This window comes from Dietzia papillomatosis NBRC 105045, assembly GCF_001570845.1.
Lineage (GTDB): Bacteria > Actinomycetota > Actinomycetes > Mycobacteriales > Mycobacteriaceae > Dietzia > Dietzia cinnamea.
On record NZ_BCSL01000006.1, the window covers coordinates 1 to 26,323 of the forward strand.

General features: G+C 71.8%; 24 protein-coding genes, 1 tRNA gene and 2 pseudogenes. 19 read left to right on the forward strand and 8 right to left on the reverse strand.

Annotated features, from left to right (window positions below; all coding sequences use genetic code 11):
• Both sepH and serC read right to left on the reverse strand, forming a co-directional pair.
• Positions 1-635 (reverse strand): septation protein SepH (gene sepH, locus DPA01S_RS02975; RefSeq protein WP_061913941.1); only part of this gene is annotated, 635 nt, incomplete at its 3' end.
• A gap of 175 nt (positions 636-810) precedes the next feature.
• A complete protein-coding gene (gene serC / locus DPA01S_RS02980; RefSeq protein WP_061229992.1) occupies positions 811-1,935 on the reverse strand; it encodes a phosphoserine transaminase in 1,125 nt (374 codons plus the stop codon).
• Positions 1,936-2,024: 89 nt separating this feature from the next.
• Between serC and pdxH the strand changes: the two genes are divergently transcribed.
• The 3 genes from pdxH (at position 2,025) to DPA01S_RS02995 (ending at position 4,512) form a co-directional block, all read left to right on the forward strand.
• Positions 2,025-2,690 carry a pyridoxamine 5'-phosphate oxidase gene (gene pdxH, locus DPA01S_RS02985; protein WP_061229991.1) on the forward strand — a complete coding sequence of 222 codons (666 nt, stop codon included), beginning with the start codon at positions 2,025-2,027 and terminating at the stop codon, positions 2,688-2,690.
• Positions 2,691-2,836: 146 nt separating this feature from the next.
• Positions 2,837-4,126, forward strand: coding sequence for a citrate synthase (locus tag DPA01S_RS02990; protein ID WP_082767862.1), 1,290 nt, complete (start codon positions 2,837-2,839; stop codon positions 4,124-4,126).
• 29 nt (positions 4,127-4,155) lie between these two features.
• Positions 4,156-4,512, forward strand: a complete 357-nt coding sequence (locus tag DPA01S_RS02995) for an FKBP-type peptidyl-prolyl cis-trans isomerase (RefSeq protein WP_061229990.1) — start codon at positions 4,156-4,158, stop codon at positions 4,510-4,512.
• A 379-nt stretch (positions 4,513-4,891) separates the two neighbouring features.
• On the opposite strand, the gene DPA01S_RS03000 is transcribed toward DPA01S_RS02995, so the two are convergent.
• Both DPA01S_RS03000 and DPA01S_RS03005 read right to left on the reverse strand, forming a co-directional pair.
• Complete coding sequence (locus DPA01S_RS03000) at positions 4,892-6,808, reverse strand: AMP-binding protein (protein WP_061913943.1); 1,917 nt, start codon at positions 6,806-6,808, stop codon at positions 4,892-4,894.
• Positions 6,809-6,871: 63 nt separating this feature from the next.
• Entirely contained in the window at positions 6,872-8,398 is a 1,527-nt protein-coding gene (locus DPA01S_RS03005; RefSeq protein WP_061229988.1) for a carboxyl transferase domain-containing protein, read from the reverse strand.
• A gap of 94 nt (positions 8,399-8,492) precedes the next feature.
• Between DPA01S_RS03005 and DPA01S_RS03010 the strand changes: the two genes are divergently transcribed.
• The 4 genes and pseudogenes from DPA01S_RS03010 (at position 8,493) to DPA01S_RS03025 (ending at position 11,829) form a co-directional block, all read left to right on the forward strand.
• Positions 8,493-9,239 (forward strand): enoyl-CoA hydratase, encoded by a 747-nt coding sequence (locus DPA01S_RS03010; RefSeq protein WP_061229987.1) that lies wholly within the window; start codon positions 8,493-8,495, stop codon positions 9,237-9,239.
• A 157-nt stretch (positions 9,240-9,396) separates the two neighbouring features.
• Positions 9,397-10,278: pseudogene (locus DPA01S_RS17650) on the forward strand (substrate-binding domain-containing protein); the annotation flags it as partial.
• 109 nt (positions 10,279-10,387) lie between these two features.
• Positions 10,388-11,149, forward strand: a pseudogene (locus DPA01S_RS17655) (solute symporter family protein); the annotation flags it as partial.
• A 110-nt stretch (positions 11,150-11,259) separates the two neighbouring features.
• The gene (locus DPA01S_RS03025; protein ID WP_061230063.1) at positions 11,260-11,829 is read left to right on the forward strand and encodes a hypothetical protein; all 570 of its coding nucleotides are present in this window, start codon (positions 11,260-11,262) and stop codon (positions 11,827-11,829) included.
• Positions 11,830-11,872: 43 nt separating this feature from the next.
• Here DPA01S_RS03025 and DPA01S_RS03030 read toward each other — a convergent pair.
• Positions 11,873-11,948: transfer RNA gene (locus DPA01S_RS03030), tRNA-Arg, on the reverse strand.
• Between the two features lie 212 nt (positions 11,949-12,160).
• On the opposite strand from DPA01S_RS03030, the gene rplM reads away from it, so the two are divergent.
• From rplM to glmM, 3 genes are all read left to right on the forward strand, one after another.
• On the forward strand, positions 12,161-12,604 hold the full coding sequence (rplM, locus tag DPA01S_RS03035) for a 50S ribosomal protein L13 (protein ID WP_007627425.1): 444 nt from the start codon (positions 12,161-12,163) through the stop codon (positions 12,602-12,604).
• Between the two features lie 41 nt (positions 12,605-12,645).
• Positions 12,646-13,143, forward strand: coding sequence for a 30S ribosomal protein S9 (gene rpsI, locus DPA01S_RS03040; RefSeq protein ID WP_232302988.1), 498 nt, complete (start codon positions 12,646-12,648; stop codon positions 13,141-13,143).
• Positions 13,144-13,296: 153 nt separating this feature from the next.
• Entirely contained in the window at positions 13,297-14,655 is a 1,359-nt protein-coding gene (glmM, locus tag DPA01S_RS03045; protein ID WP_061913946.1) for a phosphoglucosamine mutase, read from the forward strand.
• Between the two features lie 5 nt (positions 14,656-14,660).
• On the opposite strand, the gene DPA01S_RS03050 is transcribed toward glmM, so the two are convergent.
• Positions 14,661-15,533 carry a dienelactone hydrolase family protein gene (locus DPA01S_RS03050; RefSeq protein WP_232302983.1) on the reverse strand — a complete coding sequence of 291 codons (873 nt, stop codon included), beginning with the start codon at positions 15,531-15,533 and terminating at the stop codon, positions 14,661-14,663.
• Between the two features lie 73 nt (positions 15,534-15,606).
• Here DPA01S_RS03050 and glmS point away from each other — a divergent pair, with 73 nt between their 5' ends.
• The 8 genes from glmS to tsaD are packed head-to-tail and all read left to right on the forward strand — an operon-like array spanning position 15,607 to position 24,457.
• Positions 15,607-17,463, forward strand: coding sequence for a glutamine--fructose-6-phosphate transaminase (isomerizing) (gene glmS, locus DPA01S_RS03055; protein ID WP_061913950.1), 1,857 nt, complete (start codon positions 15,607-15,609; stop codon positions 17,461-17,463).
• 21 nt (positions 17,464-17,484) lie between these two features.
• Positions 17,485-19,038: a bifunctional ADP-dependent NAD(P)H-hydrate dehydratase/NAD(P)H-hydrate epimerase gene (locus DPA01S_RS03060; protein WP_061913952.1), complete on the forward strand. Its 1,554-nt coding sequence runs from the start codon at positions 17,485-17,487 to the stop codon at positions 19,036-19,038.
• 4 nt (positions 19,039-19,042) lie between these two features.
• A complete protein-coding gene (gene alr / locus DPA01S_RS03065) occupies positions 19,043-20,296 on the forward strand; it encodes an alanine racemase (RefSeq protein WP_061913954.1) in 1,254 nt (417 codons plus the stop codon).
• Positions 20,293-21,534, forward strand: a complete 1,242-nt coding sequence (locus tag DPA01S_RS03070) for an alpha/beta fold hydrolase (RefSeq protein WP_181365938.1) — start codon at positions 20,293-20,295, stop codon at positions 21,532-21,534. The genes alr and DPA01S_RS03070 overlap by 4 nt, the downstream gene beginning before the upstream one ends.
• A complete protein-coding gene (tsaE, locus tag DPA01S_RS03075) occupies positions 21,531-22,052 on the forward strand; it encodes a tRNA (adenosine(37)-N6)-threonylcarbamoyltransferase complex ATPase subunit type 1 TsaE (RefSeq protein ID WP_061913956.1) in 522 nt (173 codons plus the stop codon). The genes DPA01S_RS03070 and tsaE overlap by 4 nt, the downstream gene beginning before the upstream one ends.
• Before the next feature lie 4 nt (positions 22,053-22,056).
• Complete coding sequence (gene tsaB / locus DPA01S_RS03080; protein ID WP_061913958.1) at positions 22,057-22,845, forward strand: tRNA (adenosine(37)-N6)-threonylcarbamoyltransferase complex dimerization subunit type 1 TsaB; 789 nt, start codon at positions 22,057-22,059, stop codon at positions 22,843-22,845.
• On the forward strand, positions 22,842-23,423 hold the full coding sequence (gene rimI, locus DPA01S_RS03085; RefSeq protein ID WP_061913960.1) for a ribosomal protein S18-alanine N-acetyltransferase: 582 nt from the start codon (positions 22,842-22,844) through the stop codon (positions 23,421-23,423). The genes tsaB and rimI overlap by 4 nt, the downstream gene beginning before the upstream one ends.
• The gene (tsaD, locus tag DPA01S_RS03090) at positions 23,420-24,457 is read left to right on the forward strand and encodes a tRNA (adenosine(37)-N6)-threonylcarbamoyltransferase complex transferase subunit TsaD (RefSeq protein WP_061913962.1); all 1,038 of its coding nucleotides are present in this window, start codon (positions 23,420-23,422) and stop codon (positions 24,455-24,457) included. The genes rimI and tsaD overlap by 4 nt, the downstream gene beginning before the upstream one ends.
• Before the next feature lie 66 nt (positions 24,458-24,523).
• Here tsaD and DPA01S_RS03095 read toward each other — a convergent pair whose 3' ends face one another.
• Together DPA01S_RS03095 and DPA01S_RS03100 are read right to left on the reverse strand one after the other, a co-directional pair.
• Positions 24,524-24,841 (reverse strand): DUF4190 domain-containing protein, encoded by a 318-nt coding sequence (locus tag DPA01S_RS03095; RefSeq protein ID WP_061913964.1) that lies wholly within the window; start codon positions 24,839-24,841, stop codon positions 24,524-24,526.
• Positions 24,842-24,848: 7 nt separating this feature from the next.
• Positions 24,849-25,664: a formate/nitrite transporter family protein gene (locus DPA01S_RS03100; protein WP_061913966.1), complete on the reverse strand. Its 816-nt coding sequence runs from the start codon at positions 25,662-25,664 to the stop codon at positions 24,849-24,851.
• Between the two features lie 317 nt (positions 25,665-25,981).
• On the opposite strand from DPA01S_RS03100, the gene groES reads away from it, so the two are divergent.
• On the forward strand, positions 25,982-26,269 hold the full coding sequence (groES, locus tag DPA01S_RS03105; RefSeq protein ID WP_061913968.1) for a co-chaperone GroES: 288 nt from the start codon (positions 25,982-25,984) through the stop codon (positions 26,267-26,269).
• Positions 26,270-26,323: the final 54 nt, after the last annotated feature.

Sequence of the window (26,323 nt, forward strand, 5' to 3'; positions counted from 1 at the left end):
GGGGGGCCGGGCGGCAGCGGGGGAGGGGCCGACACCGACCGCAGCTCCGTGGCGCGCGACGGGTCGAGGATCCGCTCGGCCTCCTCGTCGAGGGCGCGCGCGGAACCCCCGTGCGAATCCGGGACGAACGACCACGTGGCGCTCGCGTCGTCCGACAGGCCGGCCGGCCACGACGTGCGGACCACCCACCCGCCCGAGCGGTCCTTCCACGCGTCCCACGTCACCAGGTCCGGATCCACGCCGCGGCGGTCCAGGGCGGCGCCCACGCGGTCGGCCAGTGTGTTGAGCGCGGGCCCGTCCGGCAGCACCGGGTGCGCGGCCCGCGCCAGGTCGGCGGCGTTGGCCCGCTCCAGCAGCACGGGCACGGCGAAACCCTCGATGCGGGACAGCGGCACCCCCGCGTCGGCGGCGACCTCCTCCGGGGACGCCCCGTGCCGGATCCGGTCCTGGATCTCGCGGGGACGCAGCGTGCCGGTCACCGGCGCCCGGTCCGATCCGCCGGCCACGAACTCACCGCGAGCGGCGGCACGGAAACGGTCGTCGAGAGGCAGGGTGAACTTCTCACCGGAGTCCGGGACCTCGCATTCGACGACCGACGACTCGGTGTCCACACCGATGATCCTCAGCTTCCGCATGCGGCCTCCTCGACTCCTCGCGGCCCCGTCGGCGGCCTGAGCTGCTCCGCTGCCCGGGGGCCTGGGCGCGTTCCCACATGGTAGGGCAGCGCAGCCCACCCGGCGCGCGGACGGGCCGGGTGGGCTGCGGAAAAGTGCGGGTCCGGCCGGAGGGGGCCGGCGTGCCCGGGGCGGCTCAGGAGAGCTGGCCGACCACGTGGTCGATGCAGCGGGTCAGCTGCGTGACGTCCTCCGGCTCGATCGCCGGGAACATGCCGATGCGCAGCTGGTTGCGGCCCAGCTTGCGGTACGGCTCGGTGTCGACGATGCCGTTGGCGCGCAAGGTCTTGGCGACCTTCGCGGCGTCGATCTCCTCGGCCAGGTCGATGGTGCCCACGACCTGCGAACGGTGCGCCGGCGCGGCGACGAACGGGGTGGCGAAGTCGCTGGCCTCGGCCCAGTCGTACAGACGCGAGGACGAGTCCTTGGTCCGCGCCACGGCCCAGTCCAGCCCGCCCTGGTCGTTCATCCACTCGATCTGCGAGGCGAACATCAGCAGCGTCGCCACGGCCGGGGTGTTGTACGTCTGGTTCTTGCGCGAGTTGTCCACCGCGGTGGGCAGCGACAGGAAGTCGGGGCACCAGCGGTCGGTGGCCGCGATCTCGTCGACCCGCGCGAGGGCGGCCGGGCTCATGATCGACACCCACAGGCCGCCGTCGGAGGCGAAGGACTTCTGCGGGGCGAAGTAGTAGACGTCGGCGTCCGCGATGTCGACGGGCAGGCCGCCGGCGCCGGAGGTGGCGTCGATCGCGACGAGCGCGTTCTCCGAGCCCGCCGGGCGGGACACCGGCACCATCACGCCGGTGGAGGTCTCGTTGTGGGCCCAACCGATGAGGTCGACGGACGGGTCGGAGGTCGGCTCCGGCGCCGAGCCGGGGTCGGCCGAGATGACGATCGGGTCGGCGAGGAACGGCGCGCCGCCGGTGACCTTGGCGAACTTGGAGGAGAACTCGCCATAGGTCAGGTGCAGCGACTTCTCCCGCACCAGGCCGAACGCGGCGGCGTCCCAGAACGCGGTGGTGCCGCCGTTGCCCAGCACGACCTCGTAGCCCTCGGGGAGGGAGAACAGCGCGGCCAGGCCGTCGCGCACGCGACCCACGACGTCCTTGACCGGGGCCTGGCGGTGGCTGGTGCCCATCACCGTAGTGGCGGCGTCGGCCACGGCCGAGATCTGCTCGGGGCGAACCTTGGACGGACCGCAGCCGAAGCGGCCGTCGGCGGGCTTGAGGTCGGCGGGAATGGTGGGCAGCTGATCGCTCATGCTCTTGGGATGCCGTTTCGGTGTCGTCGGGTGGGTCGCGCTCCATGGTAGTCCGGCCCGGCGCCGGGCCCGGAGTACCGTCTGGGGTCATGGAGGAACCGGTCCTGGAACCCACCGACTTCGACACCATGCGCGTCGGGTACGGCCTGCACGCGCGGCTGGACGTGGCCGACCTCGCCGGCGGGTGGTTGCCCCTGTTCACCGAGTGGTTGGACGAGGCGGGCCGGCGCGGCGTCCGCGAACCCAACGCCATGGTGCTCGGCACCGTCGGTGCAGAGGGACGGCCGTCGACCAGGACCGTCCTGTGTAAGGGCGTCGACGAGGGCGGGGTGACCTTCTTCACGACGACGACGTCGCGCAAGGGCGTCCAGTTGGCGCAGACCGGGTACGCGTCGGTGACCTTCCCCTGGTTGATCGCCGAGCGTCAGGTGCACGTCGAGGGCGCCTGCCATCCGATCGACCGGGCGGACAGCCTCGCGTACTGGCGCACCCGGCCGCGGGGCTCGCAGATCGCCGCGTGGGCGTCGGAGCAGTCGCGCCCGGCGGAGTCGGTGGCCGAGCTCGAGTCGCTGTACGCGACCGCGGAGCAGCGGTTGGCCGGCGTCGACGAGATCCCCATGCCCGACCGGTGGGGCGGGTACCGGGTGGTCCCGGACCGGGTGGAGTTCTGGCAGGGCGGGCCGGACCGGTTCCACGACCGCGTCGAGTGCCTCCGGGACGGCGACCGGTGGACGGCCCGTCGGCTGCAGCCCTGACGCGGGGTCGGGTCGCCGGGCCGGGTCGCCGGGGGGAGAACGGGAGAACTCCCTTCGAACCCCGAACGGCGGCCACGGTAGGGTGTGGCACAGCACATTCGTGGCGGGACTCGACCGCCGGGACCAGTCGTCGGAGAGGGAATCGCGTGACCGCAGGCTCGAACGGTTCGGACCGCAAAGCAACACTGTCCTACCCCGGCGGTGAGCTCGAACTCGACGTGGTGGAGGCGAGCTGCGGTAGTGACGCCGTGCAGCTCGGCTCGCTGTTGGCCGAGACGGGGATGACCACCCTGGACGTCGGCTTCGTCAACACCTCCGCGTGCACGTCCTCGATCACCTACATCGACGGTGCCGAGGGGATCCTGCGTCACCGCGGCTACCCGATCGACCAGCTCGCCGAGAACGCCTCGTTCCTCGAGGTCTCCTACCTCCTCATCTACGGCGAGGATCCCACCGAGGCGCAGCTCGCCGAGTTCACCGACAAGGTCCTCGCGGAGACGGCGCTGCCCGGGCAGATGATGCCGCTGCTGCAGGCCTTCCCCCGTGACACGCACCCGATGCCCGTCCTCTCGGCCGGCGTCAGCCTGTTCGGCACGCACGGTGACGACCTGGACATCGACGACCCCAAGGCCGTCGACCTGGCCACCGCGCGTCTGCTCGGACGCGGCCCGACCCTGGCGGCGGCCATCGAGCGCATCCGCAACGGCAAGGACGCCATCGACCCGGACCCGTCGCTCGGGTACGTCCGCAACTTCCTGCGGATGACGTTCGGCCCGGACTACGAGATCACCGACGAGGTTGCCAAGGCCCTCGACATGCTCCTCGTCCTGCACGCGGACCACGAGCAGAACTGCTCCACCTCCACGGTGCGGATGGTCGGCTCCTCCGAGGCGCCGCTGTACTCCTCGATCACCGGTGGCATCAACGCCCTGTACGGCCCGCTTCACGGCGGCGCCAACCAGGCCGTGCTCGAGATGCTCGAGCGGATCGAGTCGGAGGGCGGCGACGCCACCGATTACATGGACCGCGTCAAGAACAAGGTCGACGGCGTCAAGCTGATGGGCTTCGGTCACCGCGTCTACAAGAGCTACGACCCGCGCGCCCAGATCGCCAAGAAGCACGCCCACGCGCTGCTGTCCCAGAGCAACGACCCTCTGCTCGAGATCGCGCTCAAGCTCGAGGAGACCGCGCTGGCCGATGACTACTTCGTCGAGCGCAAGCTCTACCCGAACGTCGACTTCTACACCGGCCTCATCTACCGTGCGATGGGCTTCCCGACCGACATGTTCACCGTGCTGTTCGCGCTCGGTCGCATGCCCGGCTGGATCGCCCACTGGCGCGAGATGCGCGAGGATCCCTCCACCAAGATCAACCGCCCGCGCCAGGTCTACACCGGCCCGGCCGAGCGGAGCTTCACCCCGATCAGCCAGCGCTGAACCCGGGATTCCCACCCCAGGAGAACATCATGGACAAGCCCGAGATCGACATGCCGACGGGTCCCGCGCCCACCGACCTCGTCAGCGAGGACCTCACGGTGGGCGACGGCGCGGAGGCGGTCGCCGGCGGTAACGTCACCGTGCACTACGTGGGGGTGGACTACGAGACCGGTGAGCAGTTCGACTCCTCCTGGGATCGGGGTGAGTCCATCACCTTCCCGTTGAACGGCCTCATCCAGGGTTGGCAGGAGGGGATCCCGGGGATGAAGGTGGGCGGACGCCGCCAGCTGGTGATCCCGCCGGACAAGGCCTACGGCACCTCCGCGGCCCTGCACCCGCTCGGTGGCAAGACCCTGGTCTTCGTGATCGACCTGCTCGACGCCTGACCGGGCGGTCCCGGAACGCGACAGCGGCGCCCCGTCCTCCTTTCACGGGAGGGCGGGGCGCCGTCGTCTGTCGGGCCGGAACCCGCGACGCGCCCTCCGCCCGGTACGCACACACACCCGGCCGGTACGCACAAGTCCGGCCGACGGCTGCTGGCCCGGCCCTGCCGCAGCCCAGGGTGCCCGACCGCCACAGCCGCCCCTCGCCATGGCGTCTCGCCTGCCCCGCGGTTCGCGCCAGGCGCCATGGCGAGGGGCGGCTGCGATGCGCAGCGTCATCGACGGGAGCGAGACGCCATCGACGGGAGCGAGACGCCATCGACGGGAGCGAGACGCCAGGCGCGGGCGCGGATGCGGGTGCCCTGCTGTCGCAGGCTCGGGTTTACCCCTGCTGCCGAAGGAAAGGCGCGAGGGCTTCGAGGACGGCTGGGTCCTCGATCGTCGACGGCACCGCCACATCCTGCTGGCCGTCGGCGATCTGCCGCATCGTCTTGCGGAGGATCTTGCCCGAGCGGGTCTTGGGCAGTCCCTGCACGACCGTGCAGTCGCGGAAGGTGGCCACCGCCCCGATCTCGTCACGCACCATCGCCACCAGCTCCGACCGCAGCTCGTCGGGGTCGCGGACCTGGCCGGACTTGAGCACCACGTAGCCGACGGGGCGCTGGCCCTTGAGAGGGTCCTTCACGCCGATCACCGCGACCTCCGCGACGGCGGGATGCCGAGCGATGACGGCTTCCATCGACCCCGTGGACAGCCGGTGGCCGGCGACGTTGATGACGTCGTCTGTCCGACCCATCACGAAGACGTAGCCGTCCTCATCGATGTACCCGCCGTCACCCGTGGAGTAGTACCCCTCGAAGACTGTCATGTACGAGGAGACGAACCTCTCGTCGTCCTCCCAGAGACCCGCCAGCGTGCCCGGGGCCATGGGCAACTTTATGGCCAGGTTCCCCTCCTCGCCGGGCGGAAGTGGCTTGCCGTCTCCGTCGAGCACATGCAGGTCGTAACCGGGGACCGCGACGGTCGGGGAGCCGGGCTTGATCGGCATCGGTTCCAGGCCGCGCAGGTTGGAGGCGATGGGCCAGCCGGTCTCGGTCTGCCACCAGTTGTCCACGACGGGCTTGTCGAGATTGTCGGTGGCCCACTGGTAGGTGTCCGGATCGAGACGCTCGCCAGCGCAGAAGAAGGTGCGCATGGCCGACAGGTCGTACTTGCCGATCTCGAGGCCCTCGGGATCCTCTTTGCGGATCGCCCGCACGGCGGTCGGAGCCGTGAACAGCGCGACCGCGCGGTGCTCGGAGGCCACCCGCCAGAACGACCCGGCGTCAGGGGTGCCGACGGGCTTGCCCTCGTAGATCACCGAGGTCGCGCCGACCAGCAGGGGCGCGTAGACGATGTAGGAATGGCCGACCACCCAGCCCACGTCCGAGGCGGTCCACCACACGTCGCCCGGGCGGATGCCGTAGACGTTCCACATCGACCACGCGAGCGCGACGGCATGTCCGCCGTTGTCGCGGACCACGCCCTTGGGTAGCCCGGTCGTACCGGAGGTGTAGAGGATGTACAGCGGATCGGTGGCCTTCACCGGGATCGGTGCCGCCGGATCGGAGCCGGCGACGGCGTCTTCCCAATAGCTCCAGGTGGTCCCCGGGGTGTCGGGGAACGCCATGTCGGGGAACTGGTCGTGACGCGGGGCCACGATCACAGCCCCCGGGTTGTGGCGGGTCAGCTCGAGCGCCTTGGCGACCATGGGGAAGTAGGGCACCTTGCGCGTCGGCTCGATGCCGCCGTGGGACGTGACGATCACCTTGGGGCGGGCGTCGTCGATCCGGATCGCCAACTCGGGCGCGGCGAAGCCGCCGAAGACAACGGAGTGGACGGCACCGAGCCGGGCGCACGCGAGCATCGCCACGGCGGCGCGGGGGACCATCGGCATGTAGATGACGACCCGGTCGCCGCGACCCACGCCCTCCGCGGCGAGCGCGCCCGCGAACTCCTCGACCTGCTGTAGCAACTGGGCGTAGGTGATGGTCTGCTTGACGCCGGTGACCGCCGAGTCGTAGATGAACGCGGCCTGCTCGCCCCGCCCGGCGGCGACGTGCCGGTCGACGCAGTTGTACGACGTGTTCAGCTCACCGTCGGGAAACCACCGGTAGAAGGGCGGACGGGATCCGTCGACCGCCGTCGTGGGGGTCGTGGTCCAATCGATGTCCCCGGCGACGTCCAACCAGAAGGCATCGGGAACGTTGATCGATAGCCGGTGGGCGGCGTCGTAGGTCGAGGTCGTCGAGTCCGACATCGGGTACTTCCCCTCACGTACGGGAGCGGGCCCGCCGACCGCGCCGACGGGATGTGACTGGTTTCACTCTAATCCGAGGCCCAGTTCGCGATACCGCATCATCCGCTCGGCGTACCTCCGCTCAGGGGGGCGTCGGCGGACCTCGAGCAGCGCGGACGCGACCGCGCCGGCCATCCGGTCGCAGAACGCCTCGGGCTCGTCCGCGGCGTCGGGACGTTCGGGCACGACCACGTCCACGATCCCGGCCTCCAGCAGGTCCGCGGAGCTGATGCCCTGCGACCGTGCGACCTCAGGGGCTCGGCTCGTCTCGTGGTGGAGGATCGCGCTGGCGCCCTCCGGCGGCAGGGGGGCGAGCCACCCGTGACGCGCGCACAGGACCCTGTCGGCGGGGAGCAGGGCGAGAGCGGCGCCGCCGGTGCCCTGCCCCAGGATCACGGAGACGGTCGGGGTCGGCAGGGTGACGAGGTCGGCCAGACTCCTGGCGATCTCACCCGCCAGTCCGCCCTCCTCCGCCTCCCGCGACAGAGCGGCGCCGCGGGTGTCGATGAACAGGACCAGAGGGACCCCCATCTCCGCGGCTATGCGCATACCGCGGCGTGCCGACCGCAACGCGGACGGGCCGAGAGGGCTCTTCTCGTTCTCCGCGTCCCGGTCCTGCGCGAGCACGACTGCGGACTGGCCTCGGAACCGGACCAGCGACAACAGGAGTGATCCGCTGTCCTCGCCCTGCCCGGTGCCGGACAGGAGCACCCGGTCGGGCGCCACGCGGTCGAGGAAGGCACGCGCTCCGGGGCGGTCCGGGCGCCGCGACCGGGTGATGGCGTCCCAGGCATCGGGGGGACGTCCGTCGTCGGACTCCGGTTCGGGGACCGGCCCGTGGGGCGGCACCGGCTCGTCGTCCGACGGCGGGTCCTGGCACAGCACCCTCAGGGCTCGGGCGGTGAGGTCGCGAAGCCCCTCCGGTGGGAGCACGCCGTCGATCATCCCGCGTCGCGCGAGGTTCTCGGAGACCTGGACCCCGTCCGGGAACGGCGCGTCGTAGAGCGCCTCGTAGACGCGGGGCCCGAGGAAGCCGATGAGTGCGCCGGGTTCGGCCACCGACACGTGACCGAGCGACCCCCACGACGCGAACACGCCGCCGGTCGTCGGATGCCGCAGATATACGAGGTAGGGCAGCCCCGCGCTCTTATGACCGGCCACGGCGGCGGAGATCTTGACCATCTGGAGGAACGCGAGCGTCCCCTCCTGCATCCGCGTACCGCCCGAGGTGGGAGAGGCGAGGATCGGAAGCCCTTCGGCCGTCGCCCGTTCTATCGCCGAGACGATCCGCTCGGCGGCGGCGATCCCGATCGACCCGGCGAGGAAGTCGAACTCGCACGCGATGATCACGACCCGGCGGCCCAGTAGGGTCCCCTCACCGGTGATGACCGACTCGTCCACCCCTGACTTCTCGGTCGCCCGCTGGAGCGCCTCCTCGTACCCCGGCGCCGCGTCGACCTGTGGCGGGCGGACCGGGGCGTCGTCCCAGGACCGGAAGGAGCCGTCGTCGAGGACCATGTCGAGGATCTGCAGAGCTCCGGTGCGCGCCATGACCGCATCGTACGGTGGGGCGCCTACCAGCGGGTATCGTGAGGGTGAGGGTGCACTGCCGTACCCCCGTCACGCAGAGGAGCCCTCCGTCGCCATGATCGTCAGCCGCAGGGACGGCGCAGTCGTCGTCGTCACCATCGACCGTCACGAGACCCGCAACGCGCTCGACGCCGAGGTGTGCATCGCCCTGCGCGACGCCATCGAGGCCGCCGGCGCGGAGGCCGACGCCGAAGACCCCGTCCGCGCAATCGTCATCACCGGAGCGGGAACCGCTTTCTGCGCGGGTGCCGATCTGTCCGGCGGGGTGTACAACTCGGATTTCTACGACGCACACGCCGGGATGCTCCGCGCAGTCGAGTCGGTCCCGGTGCCCGTCATCGCCGCCGTCAACGGCCCGGCTGTCGGTGCGGGCGTGCAGCTGGCACTGGCCGCGGATCTGCGGGTGGTGGCGCCCGGTGCCGTCTTCACCGTGCCCGTCGTGAAGGTGGGGCTGGCACTGGACAACTGGACCATCAAGCGGTTGGCCAACGTCGTGGGCGGCGGCCACGCCCGGTCGGTGCTCATGACCGCCCGCCCCGTCGGTGCGGAGGAGGCTGCCCGGATCGGACTGGCCAGCGAGATCGGGGACGTCGAGGCGGCCATGGAGCTGGCTGCCGAGCTCTCGCGGTTCGCACCGCTGAGCCTGCGGCACATCAAGACCGTGATCAACGATGACGACGCCCGGCTGCTCCCGCGCGAGGAGCACACCGAACTCCAGTTGCGCGCGTGGAGCAGCGAGGACATGGCCGAGGCCCGGGCCGCCCGCGCCGAGAAGCGGCCACCCGTCTTCCGCGGGCGCTGAACCGCCCCACCGCAGGACGCACGGTCGCCGTGGCGCCCCACGTACGGACACCGCGGGTCGCCCGGCCGGGTAAGATTCACCGCGCCCGACCCGGACCCGCGTGTCGCGGGCGTCTGGCACGACCCCGGGTATCGCATGACCGGGGGGAGCGTCACCGATGGCCAGGCACAGCGCATCGCCGCAGAACAACAATCCGACGGCCCGGCGGGTCGTCCTCGTGGGGGCGGCGATCCTCGCGGCCGTGCTCGTGGTGGGACTGGTGATCTCCGGGCTGTCGAGGGCGGGCGTCGCCGGCTTCTGCGGGGCTGAGCCGCGGATCAGCGTGGCAGCCGAGCCCGACATCGTCGAGCACGTCCGAGTCCTGGCGGAGCATGCCGACGGTTGTCACGCCTTCGACGTGGAAACGGTCTCCTCCGCGGACATGTCCACCCGCACGGTCTCGCGGGAGGCGTTGCCGGACATCTGGGTGCCGGACTCCGCCGTACGTCTCGCTCAGGTGTCCCAGGACGTGCAGATCCCGTTCGAGACGGTCCTCAACTCCCTCGCGTCGACCCCGGTGGTCATCGCTTCCCGTGACGCCGGGGTCGACAAGTCGACGTGGACCTCGGCGCTCGCCACGCCGGGGCTGATGATGGGTGATCCGGTCCGGTCCGGGGTAGCGGACGCGCCGATCCTCGCTGCGACCTCGGAGGTCGAGATGCTGCGGTCGGCTCCGGAGGCGCTGGGGGCCTCGATGGCGATGTTGGCCCAGGGGCAGATGAGTCGGATGGAGGTCCCGCCGACCTCCCGAGAGATGCTCGACAGGGTGATCGCCGGCGGCGGCGCGGCGATCGTGACGGAGCGAGACGCGGTGCTCGCGCAGCGGGCGGCACCCGACTCGGGGATGGAGCTGTACGCGCCCGCCACCGGGGCGGTATTCCTCACCTATCCGGTGGCCGTGACGACCCAGGATTCGACGCGCCGCGTCGACGTGGTCGAGGCCGCTGAGGCGCTCCGGGACGCCACCGCGGCGACCGCTGTCGCCGACGGGCTCTCCCGGGACGGTTTCCGGACCGCCTTCCGGGCGCCGCTCGCCGGGGGAGCGGGGGTGGGCGAGATCGAAGCGCTCGTGGTCCGGGATGCGAACCGGGTCCACAGTGCTCTGCGGGGCCCGTCGGTCGGTGACCTGGGCCATCGCGCTCATCGGCGGGTTCTACCTGTTCACCCTCGTCCTGGGCTTCGGTGCCGCGGCGATGGTCGGACCCGAGGTCATCGAGAACGCCCCCGGCGGTGTGAACTCGGCGGCGCCGCTGCTCGCCTTCGCGCTCGGAGGTGAGATCTTCCTCGGGATCATCTCGGCCGTCGCCTTCGCGACAATCCTCGCCGTGGTGGCCGGACTCGCCATCACCGCCTCCGCTTCCTTCGCGCACGACATCTACAACGGCGTGATCAAGCACGGGCAGGCCACCGAGCAGTCGCAGCTGCGAGTTTCCCGGATCACGGTCGTCGTGATCGGCCTCGTGTCGATCGTCATGGGCATCGGCGCGATGGGGCAGAACATCGCCTTCCTCGTGGCCCTCGCCTTCGCGATCGCGGCCTCGGCGAACCTGCCGACGATCCTCTACTCGCTGTTCTGGAAGCGGTTCAACACCACCGGCGCGCTGTTCTCCATGTACGGCGGCCTGATCAGCACCCTGGTGCTCATCGCGCTCTCGCCGGCGGTCTCCGGCAGCGAGAAGTCGATGATCTCGAGCGTCGACTTCTCCCTGTTCCCGCTCTCCAACCCGGGCATCGTGTCGATCCCCCTTGCGTTCCTGCTGGGCATCATCGGGACGTTCATCGGCAAGAAGGACGAGTTCCCGGAGAAGCGCGTGGAGATGGAGGTCCGCTCGCTCACCGGAGTCGGTGTGGAGAAGACCATCGCGCACTGACCCTGACCCCCATTGGCCCGCCCGACCGTCGCCAGACGGTCGGGCGGCGTCGTCGTGCCCACCGAGGGACTACCCTCGGTGGGCACCACACCGATTCGGAGGCGGTAGAGATGTATCCTGGACAGGACGACCACACCCGACGCATGGGTCAGCAACCCGACTCGCGTGCCTACTCGAGGATGAGCGGCGACCGGGCGTACGACCCCGCCCATGACGACGGCTACGGCGCCGAGGGCGGCTACGACGACGGCTATGTGGAACCCCGCCAATCCCGCCGCGGGCCCGCGATCGACGTGGGGAAATTCGTCGGCAGCGTGGCCGCCACCGCACTGGTAGCAGCCATCGCGGGGTGGCTGATCGCCTGGGTGGTGGACGCCGTGTTCTCCCGTTTCGGCCACCAGTGGGCCAACGGCGGGAACACCCCGACGATGTACGCCGTCTACGGCGCCGTCGCGGCGATCCTCGCCGGGTTGCTCTGGTACCTGCTGCTGATCGGCACCGCCAACCCCCAGCAGTTCTACTCCTGGACGGTGGGGCTGCTCATCGTGGCGGCTGTGGCGCTGCCGTTGCTGGTGACGGTGCCGTTCCTCGACGGGCTCGCGGCCGCGATCGTGCACCTGTTCATCGGTCTGCCGATCCTCGCGCTGACGAGCGCCTTCTCGGCCACGCTCAGGCGCTGACGTCCCGCCGGGTCCGCGACGCCGACGCGGCCCGGGCGATCAGTGGTGCCCCCGAGAGGAATCGAACCTCCGACACCGGCTTTAGGAGAGCCGTGCTCTATCCACTGAGCTACGAGGGCGGGAACCGGGGAGAGTCTAACCGATGGGCCGCTCTGTCGTGATCGGCGACTTGGAGTGGGCGCCTGCCGGACGGTATCGTCGACTGTCGGCGTCCATGTCGTCTCCTTTAACGGAGACGGTGGACCGCCTCGCACGGGTCACCACCGGCCGCCGTTCGAGGGGGAGGGCGCCTGCCGGCCGGCAGCCCACTAGACAGACAGAGGTATTGCCTGTGTCCACGTACACCCCCAAGCCCGGGGACGTGACGCGCGCCTGGTATGTCATCGACGCCACCGACGTGGTGCTCGGTCGACTCGCCGTCCAGGTCGCCAACATCCTCCGTGGCAAGCACAAGCCGCAGTTCGCCCCGAACGCCGATACCGGCGACTTCGTCATCATCATCAACGCCGACAAGGTCGCGATCTCGTCCAACAAGCGTGACCGCGTGGTGCAGCACCGCCACTCCGGTTTCCCCGGTGGGCTGAAGTCGCAGACCCTGGGCAAGGCCATGGACACGCGCCCCGACCGCGTCGTCGAGAAGGCCGTCAAGGGCATGCTGCCGAGCAACAAGCTCGGTCGTGCCGTCGCCTCCAAGCTCAAGGTGTACGCGGGTCCGGATCACCCGCACGCCGCCCAGCAGCCCGTGCCCTTCGAGATCAAGCAGGTGGCCCAGTGACCGACGAGAACATCACCCCCGAGGCCGAGGTCGCCGACGACATGGTGGCGGATCTCGCCGCCGAGGTCGCCGAGGATTACAGCGAGGCCGACTACGCCGGTGGCAGCGACTTCGTCGCCGACGCCGATGCCCAGTTCGCGCCCGTCGTCTCCTCCGGCCCGGCCCAGGCCGTCGGCCGCCGCAAGGAGGCCGTCGCCCGCGTCCGCCTGCTGCCCGGCTCCGGCCAGTTCACCCTCAACGGCCGGTCCCTGGAGGACTACTTCCCGAACAAGGTGCACCAGCAGCTCGTCAAGTCGCCGCTGGTGCTGGTCGAGCGCGAGGAGCAGTTCGACATCGTGGCGCTGCTCCACGGTGGCGGCCCTTCGGGTCAGGCCGGCGCGCTGCGTCTGGCCATCGCCCGCGCGCTGACCCAGTACTCGCCGGACGATCGCCCGGCGCTCAAGAAGGCGGGCTTCCTCACGCGTGACGCCCGCGCGGTCGAGCGCAAGAAGGCCGGCCTCAAGAAGGCCCGTAAGGCCCCGCAGTACTCGAAGCGCTGATCCGCCAGGATCACGACACCAGAGCAGGTTCCCGCGACGCGGGGCCTGCTCTGGTCCATTTGCCGAGTGCGCGACCGGACGGGGTTATCCTGACCCGGGCATTCCCGATCCGCCCCGCGGCGGCGACCACAAGACCTCGGAGGACTACACGACATGACGCGACTGTTCGGCACCGATGGGGTCCGTGGGCTCGCCAACCGGACCCTCACCGTCGACCTGGCGGTCCGGCTCGGTGCGGCGGCCGCCGTTGTCCTCGCCACTGAGACCGGCCCCGTGTCCGACCGTGCGGGCGCGCGCCCACTGGCCGTCGTGGGTCGCGACCCGCGCGTCTCGGGGGAGATGCTCGAGGCCGCGCTCGCGGCGGGGCTGGCCAGTCAGGGCGTCGACGTTCTGCTGGTGGGCGAGGTGCCGACCCCGGCCGTGGCCCACCTGACGGACCGCCACGACGCCGCGCTCGGCGCCGTCATCTCCGCCTCGCACAACGCCATGCCGGACAACGGCATCAAGTTCTTCGCCGCGGGCGGTCACAAGCTCGGCGACGAGGTCGAGGACCGGATCGAGGCCGCGCTCACCGAAGGTGCCATCACCGGGCCGACCGGGTCGGCGATCGGCAGGATCTCACGTGCGACCCCCGAGGATGCCCTGGACAGTTATGTCGGTCATCTGCTCAGCGCGACGCCGGCCCGGCTGGACGGAGTCCGCGTCGTCGTCGACTGTGCCAACGGCGCCGCCAGCGTCGCCGGACCGCGCGCCTACCGCGAGGCGGGCGCGACGGTGATCGAGATCCACGCCAGTCCCGATGGCTACAACATCAACGACAACTGCGGCTCCACCCACCTCGACGACGTCCGTGCCGCGGTCCTCGAGCACGGCGCGGACCTCGGGCTCGCCCACGACGGGGACGCCGACCGCTGCCTCGCGGTGGACTCGAGCGGCGAGGTCGTCGACGGTGACCAGATCATGGCGATCCTGGCCCTGGCCATGCGCGACGCCGGCGAGCTCGCGGGCAACGCGCTGGTCGCCACCATCATGAGCAACCTCGGTCTCAAGGTGGCGATGCGGGAAGCCGGCATCGAGGTCACCGAGACCAAGGTCGGCGACCGGTACGTCCTCGAGCGCCTCCGCGAGGGCGGATACAGTCTCGGCGGCGAGCAGTCCGGCCACCTCGTCCTGCCCGCGCACGCGACCACCGGGGACGGGGTCCTCACCGGACTACGCATCATGGCGCGGATGGCCGAGACGGGCAGGTCGCTCGCCGAGTTGGCCTCCGTGATGCCGGTGCTGCCCCAGATCCTCATCAACGTGCCGGTGGAGGACAAGGCCGCGGTCGTGGCGTCCCCGGCGGTCGGCGACGCCGTCGCCGCCGAGGAGATGCGGCTCGGCGCCGCCGGCCGCGTTCTGCTGCGCCCCTCGGGGACCGAGCACCTGGTCCGCGTCATGGTCGAGGCCCAAGACGCGGAGCTGGCCCGCGAGGTCGCCGAGCGGCTCGCGAGCGTCGTCGTCGCCGTCTGACCCGCTCAGCCGCCTGTGATTGACTTGAACAGCTTGAGCAACGGGGGCGCGGTGGCCAGCGGGTCGTCCCCCGGCTCCTCCAGCATCTCGTCCGTCACGGGGACCGCGTCCTTGAATTTCGCCCTGGGATCCGCGAACGCCGCGTAGGTGTCGTCACCGGCGAGCGTCGCCAGCAGGTAGCCGGCCAGCATCGGACGCACGGTCCTGTGCGTGCGGCGGTCCGGGTCTGCCAGTCCGATCCGCTCGATCAGCGCGTTGCGCTCGACCAGCCCGCCCTCGATCGCCTTGTCCAGACGCCGGTGCACGAGGTCGCCCCGCCACGCGAGGTGCAGCGCTCGCGCGTCCTCCGCGTGGACACCGCCGGCGGCGGACAGCAGCAGAGCGGGGGAGTCGATGGTCATCGCCCGGTCCGCGGCCGACGGGACCGTCTCGGTGGGGAACACCATCGCGACGGCGTCGATGTCGGTGCGCTGTGAGGCCAGCAGTGCGGACACGCCGGCGCCCAGGCCGTGACCGGCCAGGCCGATGCGCCGCGGATCCGCACGGACCGACCCGCGGCCGAGGGCCGCCCGGAGGGTGTCCTCGAGAGCCGCGGACAGGTGGTCCGCGTAGTGCTGGTGGTTCGGGCGCACCCCGAGATCGGTGGCCGGTGCCACCACCACGAAACCCCACGACGCGAGGTGCTTGAGAGTGTCGACGTAGTGCCGCGGCCCCCGGGTCCAGTCGTGGGCCCATCCCACGACGGGCGCGGGCGTCGGGGCGTCGCGCGGGACGTAGACGACGCCGGGGGTGCCGGTGAACCCGAGGTCACCCCTGTCGACGCCGTAGGGTCCGCGTCGACTCACCCTGGCGTGCAGTTCCTTGGTCTTCTTGGCCACGATGGCCACAGTATCGCCTCGCGGGCGCTAAGGGTGCCGGGGCTGTCAGACCTCGTGGCTACACTTAGCGCCCATGTGCGGAATCGTCGGTTATGTCGGGCATCGCCCCGCCCTCCCAGTCGTCGTCGAGGCCCTGCGGCGGATGGAATACCGCGGCTATGACTCAGCGGGCGTCGCCGTCCTCGACGGGTCGGGGGCCTCCCGGGTCGAGAAGAAGGAGGGCAAGCTCGCCAATCTCGAGGCCGCGCTCGCGGCCGCGGGAGAGGGTGGCTTCCCGGGCTCGACCGGCATCGGTCACACCCGGTGGGCGACGCACGGCCGTCCGAGTGACCGCAACGCGCACCCCCACGTCTCCGGCGATGTCGCGATCGTGCACAACGGGATCATCGAGAACTTCGCCCCGCTGCGTGCCGAGCTCGAGGCCGCGGGCGTCGAGCTCGAGTCGGACACCGACTCGGAGGTCGCAGCCCACCTGTTGCGCCGGGAGATGGAGTCGGGTGGCAGCGGCGGGGACTTCGTGGCCGCGTGTCGCACGGTGCTCCGTCGCCTCGAGGGCGCTTTCACACTGGTGTTCAGCCACGCCGCCCACCCGGACGTCCTGGTGGCCGCGCGGCGCTCGACCCCGCTCGTGCTGGGTGTCGGTGAGGGCGAGATGTTCCTCGGTTCCGACGTCGCGGCGTTCATCGAGCACACCCGCGACGCCATCGAGCTGGGGCAGGACAACGTCGTGGTCCTGCGCGCGGACTCCTACGAGATCACCGATTTCGCCGGCGAGCCCTCCGAGGGCCGTCCCTTCTACATCGACTGGGACCTGGCGGCGGCCGAGAAGGGCGGCTACGACTACTTCATGCTCAAGGAGATCGCCGAGCAGCCCGGGGCTGTCGCCGATACCCTGCTCGGTCACTTCCAGGACGGTCGCATCGTGCTGGACGAGCAGCGGATGAGCGACCAGGACCTACGTGACATCGACAAGGTGTTCATCGTGGCCTGCGGCAGTGCGTACCACTCGGGCATGGTCGCCAAGTACGCGATCGAGCACTGGACCCGGCTCCCGTGTGAGGTCGAGATCGCGTCGGAGTTCCGCTACCGCGACCCGGTGCTGGACCGATCCACGCTCGTGGTGGCCATCTCCCAGTCCGGCGAGACCGCGGACACCCTCGAGGCGGTCCGCCACGCCAAGTCCCAGAAGGCCCGCGTCCTGGCGGTGTGCAACACCAACGGTTCGCAGATCCCGCGCGAGGCCGACGCCGTCCTGTACACGCACGCCGGCCCGGAGATCGGCGTCGCCTCCACCAAGGCGTACCTCGCGCAGATCACGGCAAACTACCTGGTGGGTCTCGCGCTCGCGCAGGCCCGCGGCACCAAGTACCCGGACGAGGTGGCGGCCGAGTTCCGCCAGCTCGAGCGCATGCCCGAGGACATCCAGAAGGTCGTCGACTCCCTGGACCCGGTCCGGGGGATCGCGCGCGAGCTCGCCGGCTCCAAGTCGGTGCTGTTCCTCGGTCGCCACGTGGGGTACCCCACGGCACTGGAGGGCGCGCTCAAGCTCAAGGAACTGGCGTACATGCACGCCGAGGGCTTCCCGGCGGGGGAGCTCAAGCACGGCCCGATCGCCCTCATCGAGGAGGGCATGCCGGTTTTCATCGTGATGCCGCCGGTCGAGGGGCGCGGGGTGCTCCACTCCAAACTGGTGAGCAACATCCAGGAGATCCGGGCCCGTGGTGCGCGGACCATCGTGATCGCCGAGGAGGGCGACGAGGTGGTCCGGCCGCTCTCGGACTACTTCATCCCGATCCCGGCCTCGACCACGCTGCTGCAGCCCCTGCTGGCCACCATCCCGTACCAGGCCTTCGCCGCCGAGGTCGCCGCCGCGCGCGGGTACGACGTGGACAAGCCCCGCAATCTCGCCAAGTCCGTCACGGTGGAGTGACCCGCCCGCGGTAGTCAGATCATGAGGCGCGCCCATCCCGTCGAGGTCATCCGCGCCGCGGAGCGTCCGCTCGTCGAGGCGGCCGCCGCGGCGGGGGACCCCGACGCGGTGATGCGGCGCGCCGCGGCGGGCGTCGCCCACCACACGGCCGCACTGCTGCGCGAGCGCACCGGCGGCGTGTACGGCCGCTCCGTGCTGCTCCTGGTGGGGAGCGGCGACAACGGCGGGGACGCCCTGTACGCGGGCTCGATCCTCCGGGGCCGCGGGTGTCGCGTGGAGGCCGTTCTGCTGAGCCCGGACCGGGTGCACGAACGCGGTCTCGCCGCCCTGCGTCGCGCCGGCGGGCGGGTGCGCGGCGCGGAGGCCGGGGGCTCCGACGTACCCGTTCCCGATGTCGCCGTCGACGGCGTGGTGGGTCTGAACGGTAGGGGACCGCTGCGCGACCAGGCGGCGCGGATCGTCGAGGGCATGGTCGCGGCCGGCGTGCCGTGGGTGGCGGTGGACCTGCCCAGCGGGATCGACGCCGACACGGGAACTGTCCACGAGCCGCACGTGCGGGCGACGCTTACCGTCACCTTCGGGATGCTGCGCCGCGCGCACCTGCTCGCCTCGCCGGAGTGCGGCAGCGTCGAGCTGGTGGACATCGGCCTGACCGAACCGCCGGCCGGGCCGGCGGCCGTGCGGTGCCCGGACCCCGCCGAGGTGGGGCGCCACTGGCCGGTGCCGGGGCCCGACGACGACAAGTACACGCAGGGCGTGGTCGCGGTGCGCGCCGGGTCCGAGCGGTATCCGGGCGCGGCGGTGTTGTGCGTGTCGGCGGCGGTGGCGGCCACGTCCGGGTTGGTGCGGTACGTGGGGTCGGGGGCGGACGCGGTGCTCGCCGCCCGCCCCGAGGTGGTGTGCCACCCGACGGTCGCCGACGCGGGGCGTGCCCAGGCGTGGATCGTGGGGCCCGGCGGTGGGACGGGGCCGGACGCGGTCGCGGACGTCGACGCGGTCCTCGCGGAGGGGCGACCGACGGTGCTCGACGCGGATGCCCTCACCTGTGTGGCCGCCCATCCGGTCCTGCTGCGGAGCGCCACCGCTCCGGTGCTGCTCACCCCGCACGCCGGCGAGTTCGACCGGCTCACCGGCGGGTGGGACCGCGGCGACCGCCCCGGCGCGCTGCGCCGGTACGTCGCGGGTCTGCGGGACCGTGGGATCGAGGCGACGGTGCTGCTCAAGGGGCGTGTCACCCTGGTCGACGACGGCGAGACGACGTTCGCGGTGGACTCCGGTTCCTCGTGGGCCGCGACGGCCGGTTCGGGAGATGTGTTGGCCGGGATCGTGGGCGCGTTGCTCGCGAGCGGCAGGGCGGTGCACGGATCTCCGGCGCGGCCGGCGGTCGAGGCGGTCACGGTGCACGGGGAGGCAGCGCGCCGGGCGGCGCACCGGCACACCGTGGGCGCGGGCGGTGCTCGCGGGGGGCCGGGCGCGCCGATCGGTGCCTCCGACCTGCTGGCCGCGATACCGGGGGCGATCTCGGCGCTGAGGGGGAGGGAATCGGTGCCCGCCGGCGCTCTTTGGCAGAATTGACAGAATGGGTCCAGTTGTCCCCCCGGCACCGTGCCGCGCCGAGATCGATCTGGACGCGATCGAGCACAACAGTCGCGTCCTCGTCCGGTCTGCCCGCGGGGCGCGGGTCATGGCCGTGGTCAAGGCCGACGCCTACGGGCACGGCGCCGTCCCCGTCTCCCTGGCCGCGCTCCGCGGGGGTGCGCACGCGCTGGGGGTGACCACCATCGCCGAGGCCCTGCAGCTGCGATCGGCGGGCATCGACGCGGAGATCCTCGCGTGGCTCTACTCCGCCTCGGACGACGTTCGCGCGGCGGTCGAGGCGGATGTCGACCTCGCGATTCCCAGCCCGGTCCATCTGGACACCGTCCTGGAGGCGGCGCGCCGCACGGGCCGTCGTGCCCGCGTCACCCCCAAGATCGACACCGGCCTCGCGCGGTCCGGCATCTCCCTCGAGGAGTGGCCGGCCGTGCTCGAGCGGCTCGTCACGGCCACCGCCGGCGGGCAGGTCGAGGTCACGGGGCTGATGGCCCACTTCGCCCATGCGGACGACCCGGGTAACCCGGTCATCGACCTGCAGGTGGCCCGGCTCCACGAGTGCGTGGCGCAGGCGCGTGCGCGGGGTCTGGAGTGCCCGGTCAACCACCACGCCAACTCGGCGGCCGCGCTCACGCGGCCGGAGGACGGTTTCGAGATGGTGCGGCCGGGGATCGCGCTCTACGGTCTGAATCCGGTCGAGGGCCTGGACGTGGATCTGGTGCCGGCGATGACGTTCTCGGCCGAGGTGCTCATGGTCAAGCGGCTGGCTGCAGGGCAGGGTGTGAGTTACGGGCACACGTGGCACGCCCCCCACGACACCACCGTCGCCCTCATCGCGGCGGGTTACGCCGACGGCGTGTGGCGGCTGCTCTCGGGCCGGCTCGACGTCTCGATCGGCGGGCGGCGCTATCCGAACGTCGGCCGCGTGTGTATGGATCAGTTCGTCGTCGACCTCGGACCCGATCCCGACCAGGCGGTGCGGGTGGGGGACACGGCCGTGTTGTTCGGCACGGGCGCCGACGGCGGGCCCACCGCCGCCGAGTGGGCCGAGACCCTGGACACCATCCACTACGAGGTGGTCACCGCCGTGCGCGGCCGGGCCGCGCGCCACCACGTGATGCACGGCAGTCACCCCGTGCCGTCCGCGCTGGGGACCCACGCCGTCGCGCGGAGCGACGACGCCGCGCCGGGGGCCGGGCAGGGGGCCGCGCCCGGGCCCGGGCGGGGGACGGGGAGATGAGCGAGGACCACGACGACGAGCTCGGCGGCGACCCGCGCGGTAGGCCCCGGCTGCGGTTCCCGAAACGGCCCGAGCGGTCGGCCGCCGGGACCCCGGTCGAGATCCGACCGCCGGCGATGGCCGGGGGCACGCCGCGCGACGCGGAGGCGGTCGCCGAACGGATCCGGACGCCCGGTGGCCTGCGCGCAGGCCTGAGCGCGCTCGGCGCCGCCACTCTCGGTTCCGTCGTCACACTGCTGCCCGGCCGACGCGCCAACGACCCGTGGGCCGGCGAAGACATGTGGGAGCTCGGGGTGGACCGTGGCTCCATGGTTGCCGCGACCGACGGTGTCCCGCTCGCGGTGCGCGAGGCGGGGCCCACCGACGCGCCGATGACGGTCGTGTTCGTCCACGGCTACACCTTGTCGATGGACACCTGGCATTTCCAACGCCGGCATCTGGCCGACCGGTTCGGCTCCGAGATCCGGATGGTCTTCTACGACCAGCGCGGGCACGGATTGAGCGGGTCCGGCTCGCGGAAGAACGCGACCATCGACCAGCTGTCCCGGGACCTCGACACCGTCATCTCGGCGACCACGCCGACCGGGCCCGTCGTCGTGATCGGCCACTCCATGGGCGGGATGACCGTGATGGGGTTCGCCTCCCGTCACCCGGAGACCGTCCGTGAGCGGGTCCTGGGGGTCGGGCTGGTCTCCACCGCGATGGCGGAGCTCTCGGAGGCCGGGCTCGGGTCAGTGCTCGACAACAAGAGCGTGGCCCGCCTCGCCGGGTTGGCGGGCCGCAGCCCCGGCGTGTTCACCAGCAGCCGACGTGCGCTCGGGGCGATCATCTCGCCGTTCATCTACGGTGGGTCGTTCGGAGACCCCGCCACGGTCAGTCCGACCGTCGCCCGGTTCGTGGACAAGCTCATAGCCTCGACCGACGTGCTGACCATCGCCAACTTCTTCGAGACCCTCACGCGGCACGACGAGTCGGCCGCCATGCCCGTTCTCCGTGAGGTCCGCACGACGGTCCTCTGCGGTGACCGGGACCTGCTCACCCCGCTGGACCGGTCGGTCGACATCGTCGAGGAGCTCCCCGACGCCGAGTTCGTCGTGGTCCCCGGCGCCGGGCACATGGTGATGCTCGAGGAGCCCGCGCACGTGTCCGAGGTGTTGGGCGACCTCGTGGCCGACGCGATCATGGAGTCGCGCCGCCTCGAGCGGGCGGGCCGCGCCGACGGAAGCCGGATATCGTGACGATCGATGTGCCGGGGGAGCGCGACCTGCCGACGGTCGACGAGACGCGCGCGCTGGGCGTCGAGTTGGCCGGACTGCTCCGCGCCGGCGACGTGGTGGTGCTCGACGGCCCCCTCGGCGCGGGCAAGACCGCCCTGACCACCGGTATCGCAGCGGGCCTCGGCGTGCGGGGCCGCGTGACCTCGCCGACCTTCGTCATCGCGCGCCGGCACCCGCCCATGAGGCCCGGGGGTCCGGGGCTCGTACACGTCGACGCCTACCGTCTCCTCGGCGGGCAGGACCCGGACGGGACCCGGCCCACGACGGGCGACCTGGCCGACGAACTCGAGTCCCTCGACCTGGACTCGGCCCTCGACTCCGATGTCGTGGTGGTCGAGTGGGGCGCCGGGTTCGTCGATTCCCTCGTCGAGGCCCCGCTCGTGGTGACCCTGAGCCGGCCCGACGGCACCGACGTGCGCACCGCCGGCTGGAGCCGGGGCGCCTCGCCCGGTCGCGCGGCCGGCCCGGCGGTACCCTGACCCCGTGCTGGTCCTCGCTGTCGACACCTCGACCCCCTTCGTCACCGCGGGGGTGTGCCGACTCGTGCCCGGTGGCGACGGCCCCGTGGTCGCGACACTGGCCACCCGCGTCACCGAGGACGCCCGTGCCCATGCGGAACTGCTGACCCCGCACATCCTCGACTGCCTCGCCGACGCCGGCCTGTCCGCGGGCGGCCTCGACGCCGTGGTGGTGGGCACCGGGCCGGGTCCGTTCACCGGGCTGCGGGTCGGGATGGCCACCGCCGCCGCGTTCGCCGACGCCCTGGGGAGACCGGTCCACGGAGTGTGCTCGCTCGACGGGCTCGCGGCCACCGCGCGCGCCGCCGGGGCCGGCGGGGACCTCGTCGTCGTCACCGATGCCCGGCGCCGCGAGGCGTATCACGCCCGCTACTCGCCGCAGGGCGTGCGGACGTCGGGCCCCACGGTGGGGCCATCCGCCGACATCGACCTCACGGGCGCCACCCACCTCGCCGGGGACCCCGCCCGCCTGCGCGAGGTCACCGACGCCCACGGCTCTGACGGCGTCCGCGGCTCTGACCCCGCCCACGGCCCCACCGCCGCTCCGGGTGACCACGGCGCGGGTGGCCCGCTGCCGCGCGTCCTCGACGGCGTGCACTCACCCGACCCCGCCGGGCTCGTCACCGCGGCGGCCGACGCCTTGCTCGCCGGTGCGACACCGGTCCCGCTCGAGCCCCTCTACCTGCGGCGCCCCGACGCGGTGCCGCCCCGGCGCGCCGAACCCTCCGCGGCCCTGCGCGGGGTGGGGCGATGACCGCGACGCCGGCCGACGTCGTCCACGACGCGCTGGTCCCCGACGACGCCCTGCGGTGCGCTGACCTGGAGAGACTCCTGTTCCGCGGCGACGGCCCGTGGTCGGCGGCGACGTTCCTGTCCGAGATCGGCTCACGTCACACCACGTGCCTGGCCGCCCGCGGCGACGGGCGGCTGGTCGGCTACGCGGTCCTGGCCGGGCTCGGGCCCGAGGGCGACCGCGAGTTCGAGGTGCACACCATCGGCGTCGACCCGGAGTACCAGGGACGCGGTATCGGACGGGCGCTGCTGCGGCGGATGCTCGAGGTGGCCGATGCCGAGGGCGCGCCGGTCGTCCTGGACGTGCGGACCGACAACGTCCCCGCACTCACGCTGTACGAGGCCCACGGGTTCGAGGTCGTGGGCCTGCGCCCCCGGTACTACCGGCCCAGCATGGCCGACGCGCATCTCATGGTGCGGCCGGCGCGGGGCGGCGGCGCGGACCGTGACGTCACCGGCAGCGCGGACGGCGGCGGCGGCGGGGACACTGTAGGCGGGGACACTGTTGGCGGCGACACGGGAGAGGGGAGCGGCCGATGAGGACCGTCATGGGGATCGAGAGCTCGTGCGACGAGACGGGCGTGGCCGTGGCGCGGGTCCACGACGACGGGCGGGCCGATCTGCTGTCCGACGTGGTGGCCTCGTCGATGTCCGAGCACGCGCGCTTCGGAGGCGTCGTCCCGGAGATCGCCTCCCGCGCCCACCTCGAGGCGCTCGTCCCCACGGTCCGCGCCGCGCTCGCCGAGGCCGGGGTGGAGCGGCCCGACGCCGTCGCCGCCACCATCGGGCCCGGGCTGTCCGGGGCGCTGCTCGTGGGCTCGTCCGCGGCCAAGGCCTACGCCGCGGCCTGGGGCGTGCCGTTCTACGCCGTGAACCACCTGGTCGGCCACGTCGCCGTCGCGGGCTTCGACGGCGGGCCGCTGGGGGAGTGCGTGGCCCTGTTGGTCTCCGGCGGCCACACCCAGCTGCTGCACGTGCGCTCGCTGACCGAACCGGTCGTGGAACTCGGGTCGACCGTCGACGACGCCGCGGGCGAGGCGTACGACAAGGTCGCCCGTCTGCTCGGCCTCGGTTACCCGGGTGGACCGGTGATCGACCGCCTCGCCGCCACCGGTGACCCCCGCGCCATCGCGTTCCCCCGTGGCATGACCGGACCGCGTGACGCACGGCACGATTTCTCCTTCTCCGGACTCAAGACCGCCGTGGCCCGGCGGATCGAGGCCGCCGAACGGGACGGCGAGCGGCTCGCCGTGGCCGACGTCGCGGCGTCGTTCCAGGATGCCGTCGCCGACGTACTCACCATGAAGGCGGTGCGGGCCTGCACAGACCTGGGCGTGGACACCCTGCTCATCGGCGGCGGCGTGGCGGCCAACTCGCGACTGCGCGACCTCGCCGCCCACCGGTGTGCCGAGGCCGGCCTCACACTGCGTGTCCCGCGGCCGCGCCTGTGCACGGACAACGGCGCGATGGTCGTGGGGGTCGCCTCCGCCCTGCTCACCTCGGGCGCCGCGCCCAGTCCGCTGACCGTCGCCGCCGACCCGGGCCTGCCGGTCGAGGTCACGCAGGTCGCCTGACTCCGCCCCCGGGCGGCCCGGCGACCGGGGCCGGCACGGCGCGCGGGGCCCGCACGGCGCGCGGGGCTAGAACCCGAGCAGGGCCATCCCTATCGCGGCGGACGTCAGCGCCAGGACGAGGAGCACGAACACCCACGCGATGCCGAGGTAGCCGATGACCAGGGCAGAGATCGCCATCGCGCGGCCCTCCTCGCCCCGACGCCTTATCTGCGCGAGCGACACGTGCCCGAGGATCACCACGATCACGGTGATGACCGCGGGCACCAGCGGGACGAACAGGCCGAGGAACGAGCCGAAGACGACGTTGGCCACGGCGACGACGAGGGCGACGACGGCGAGCTCGTTACCGCCTGCCGGGGGCGCCGGCTCATACGGGTCGGACACCGGCGGGTCAGTCCTCGGTCGGACCGACGCGGTGGACGCGGGTCCGTTGTGCGAAGTACAGGCCGAGCCCGGCGAGTGTGAACCCGCCGATGAAGTTTCCGATGTGGACCGGGATCTGATTCCACAGCAGCCAGTCGGCGACGCTCACGTCCGCCCCGAGCATCATCCCCGCGGGGATCGTGAAGTGGTTGACCACCGCGTGCTCGTAACCGAGCGCGAAGAACGTGAGGATGGGCAGCCAGATGGCCAGGATCTTGCCCGAGGTACTGGAGGAGGAGAACGACATGATCACGCCCAGCGCCACCAGCCAGTTACACAGCACCGCGCTGAGCGTCACCCAGCCCAACCCGGTGACCAGCCCCGCCTCCTTGTAAGCGATCGTCTTCTCCACCGCGAGGTCGGCGAGGGCCTGGGCTCCGGTCGCATCCGGTTCCGTGCCCATCCCCGTGAGTACGGAGGTGATCATCCAGGCGGCGGCCAGGCCCCCGATCGTGTGGCCGAGGATCATCCATCCGAAAACCCGCAGGCAGTCCCGCACGCGGACCCGCTTCTCCAGCGCCGCGAGCGGAACCAGACCGTACGCGCCGGTGACGAGTTCCCACCCGAGAAGGACGACGAGGGTGAGGCCGATGGGGAAGAGGACGGCACCGACGATCTCCACCCCGGTCGCGTCGGTGACCATGACGGCCAGCGTCGTGGCCGCGCCGAGCAGGTAGACGGCGAGGAAGCCGCGCAGCGCCAGTTGCCAGCCGGGGACGTGGGCCTTCTGCTCCCCGGCCTCGACGGACGCGGAGACGATGTCGGAAGGGGCGACCGCGGTCATACTGGGCCTCGCTGTCCTCGATGGAAATCGGATCGGGCAGAGGTGTTCTGGTGGCTGATGTCCGTGCGTGCGGGCGAGCCTACCGGCCGCGGGGGGATCCGCAACGGGATGAGCCTGCACGCGGTTTCCTTGAGTGCTGGCACTCGCCTGTGTAGAGTGCCAATAGACACGGTGCACCGAGGGCGTCACCCGCGACGGCGCACGCGGCGGGCCGGGTCGTACGGAAACAACGGGACGCCCACGGTGTCCCGGATCTTCGAACCACACTCCGAGCCGCCCTAGACCCGGGCGGCCACACCCCATACGGGAGGATCATCGTGGCGATCAAGCCGCTTGAGGACAAGATTCTCGTCGAGGCCCTCGAGGCCGAGACCACCACGGCGTCCGGCCTCGTCATCCCGGACACCGCCAAGGAGAAGCCCCAGGAGGGCACCGTCGTCGCGGTCGGCGAGGGCCGCTTCGACGAGGACGGCGACCGCATCCCCATGGACATCAAGAAGGGGGACAAGGTCATCTACTCGAAGTACGGCGGCACTGAGATCAAGTACGAGGGCAAGGAGTACCTGATCCTCTCCTCGCGCGACGTCCTCGCGGTCATCGACTGACGTGAGCTGCGTCAACCCCGCCCCGGCGGCGCCGGCGACTGCCAGGCACCACCG

What these genes read in the sequence shown, in the direction of transcription:
- serC (WP_061229992.1), bottom strand. Translation starts at nt 1,935, where the DNA reads ATGAGCGATCAGCTGCCCACCATTCCCGCCGACCTCAAGCCCGCCGAC.
- pdxH (WP_061229991.1), top strand. Translation starts at nt 2,025, where the DNA reads ATGGAGGAACCGGTCCTGGAACCCACCGACTTCGACACCATGCGCGTC.
- DPA01S_RS02995 (WP_061229990.1), top strand. Translation starts at nt 4,156, where the DNA reads ATGGACAAGCCCGAGATCGACATGCCGACGGGTCCCGCGCCCACCGAC.
- DPA01S_RS03000 (WP_061913943.1), bottom strand. Translation starts at nt 6,808, where the DNA reads ATGTCGGACTCGACGACCTCGACCTACGACGCCGCCCACCGGCTATCG.
- DPA01S_RS03005 (WP_061229988.1), bottom strand. Translation starts at nt 8,398, where the DNA reads ATGGCGCGCACCGGAGCTCTGCAGATCCTCGACATGGTCCTCGACGAC.
- DPA01S_RS03010 (WP_061229987.1), top strand. Translation starts at nt 8,493, where the DNA reads ATGATCGTCAGCCGCAGGGACGGCGCAGTCGTCGTCGTCACCATCGAC.
- DPA01S_RS03025 (WP_061230063.1), top strand. Translation starts at nt 11,260, where the DNA reads ATGTATCCTGGACAGGACGACCACACCCGACGCATGGGTCAGCAACCC.
- rpsI (WP_232302988.1), top strand. Translation starts at nt 12,646, where the DNA reads ATGGTGGCGGATCTCGCCGCCGAGGTCGCCGAGGATTACAGCGAGGCC.
- glmM (WP_061913946.1), top strand. Translation starts at nt 13,297, where the DNA reads ATGACGCGACTGTTCGGCACCGATGGGGTCCGTGGGCTCGCCAACCGG.
- glmS (WP_061913950.1), top strand. Translation starts at nt 15,607, where the DNA reads ATGTGCGGAATCGTCGGTTATGTCGGGCATCGCCCCGCCCTCCCAGTC.
- DPA01S_RS03060 (WP_061913952.1), top strand. Translation starts at nt 17,485, where the DNA reads ATGAGGCGCGCCCATCCCGTCGAGGTCATCCGCGCCGCGGAGCGTCCG.
- alr (WP_061913954.1), top strand. Translation starts at nt 19,043, where the DNA reads ATGGGTCCAGTTGTCCCCCCGGCACCGTGCCGCGCCGAGATCGATCTG.
- DPA01S_RS03070 (WP_181365938.1), top strand. Translation starts at nt 20,293, where the DNA reads ATGAGCGAGGACCACGACGACGAGCTCGGCGGCGACCCGCGCGGTAGG.
- rimI (WP_061913960.1), top strand. Translation starts at nt 22,842, where the DNA reads ATGACCGCGACGCCGGCCGACGTCGTCCACGACGCGCTGGTCCCCGAC.
- tsaD (WP_061913962.1), top strand. Translation starts at nt 23,420, where the DNA reads ATGAGGACCGTCATGGGGATCGAGAGCTCGTGCGACGAGACGGGCGTG.
- DPA01S_RS03100 (WP_061913966.1), bottom strand. Translation starts at nt 25,664, where the DNA reads ATGACCGCGGTCGCCCCTTCCGACATCGTCTCCGCGTCCGTCGAGGCC.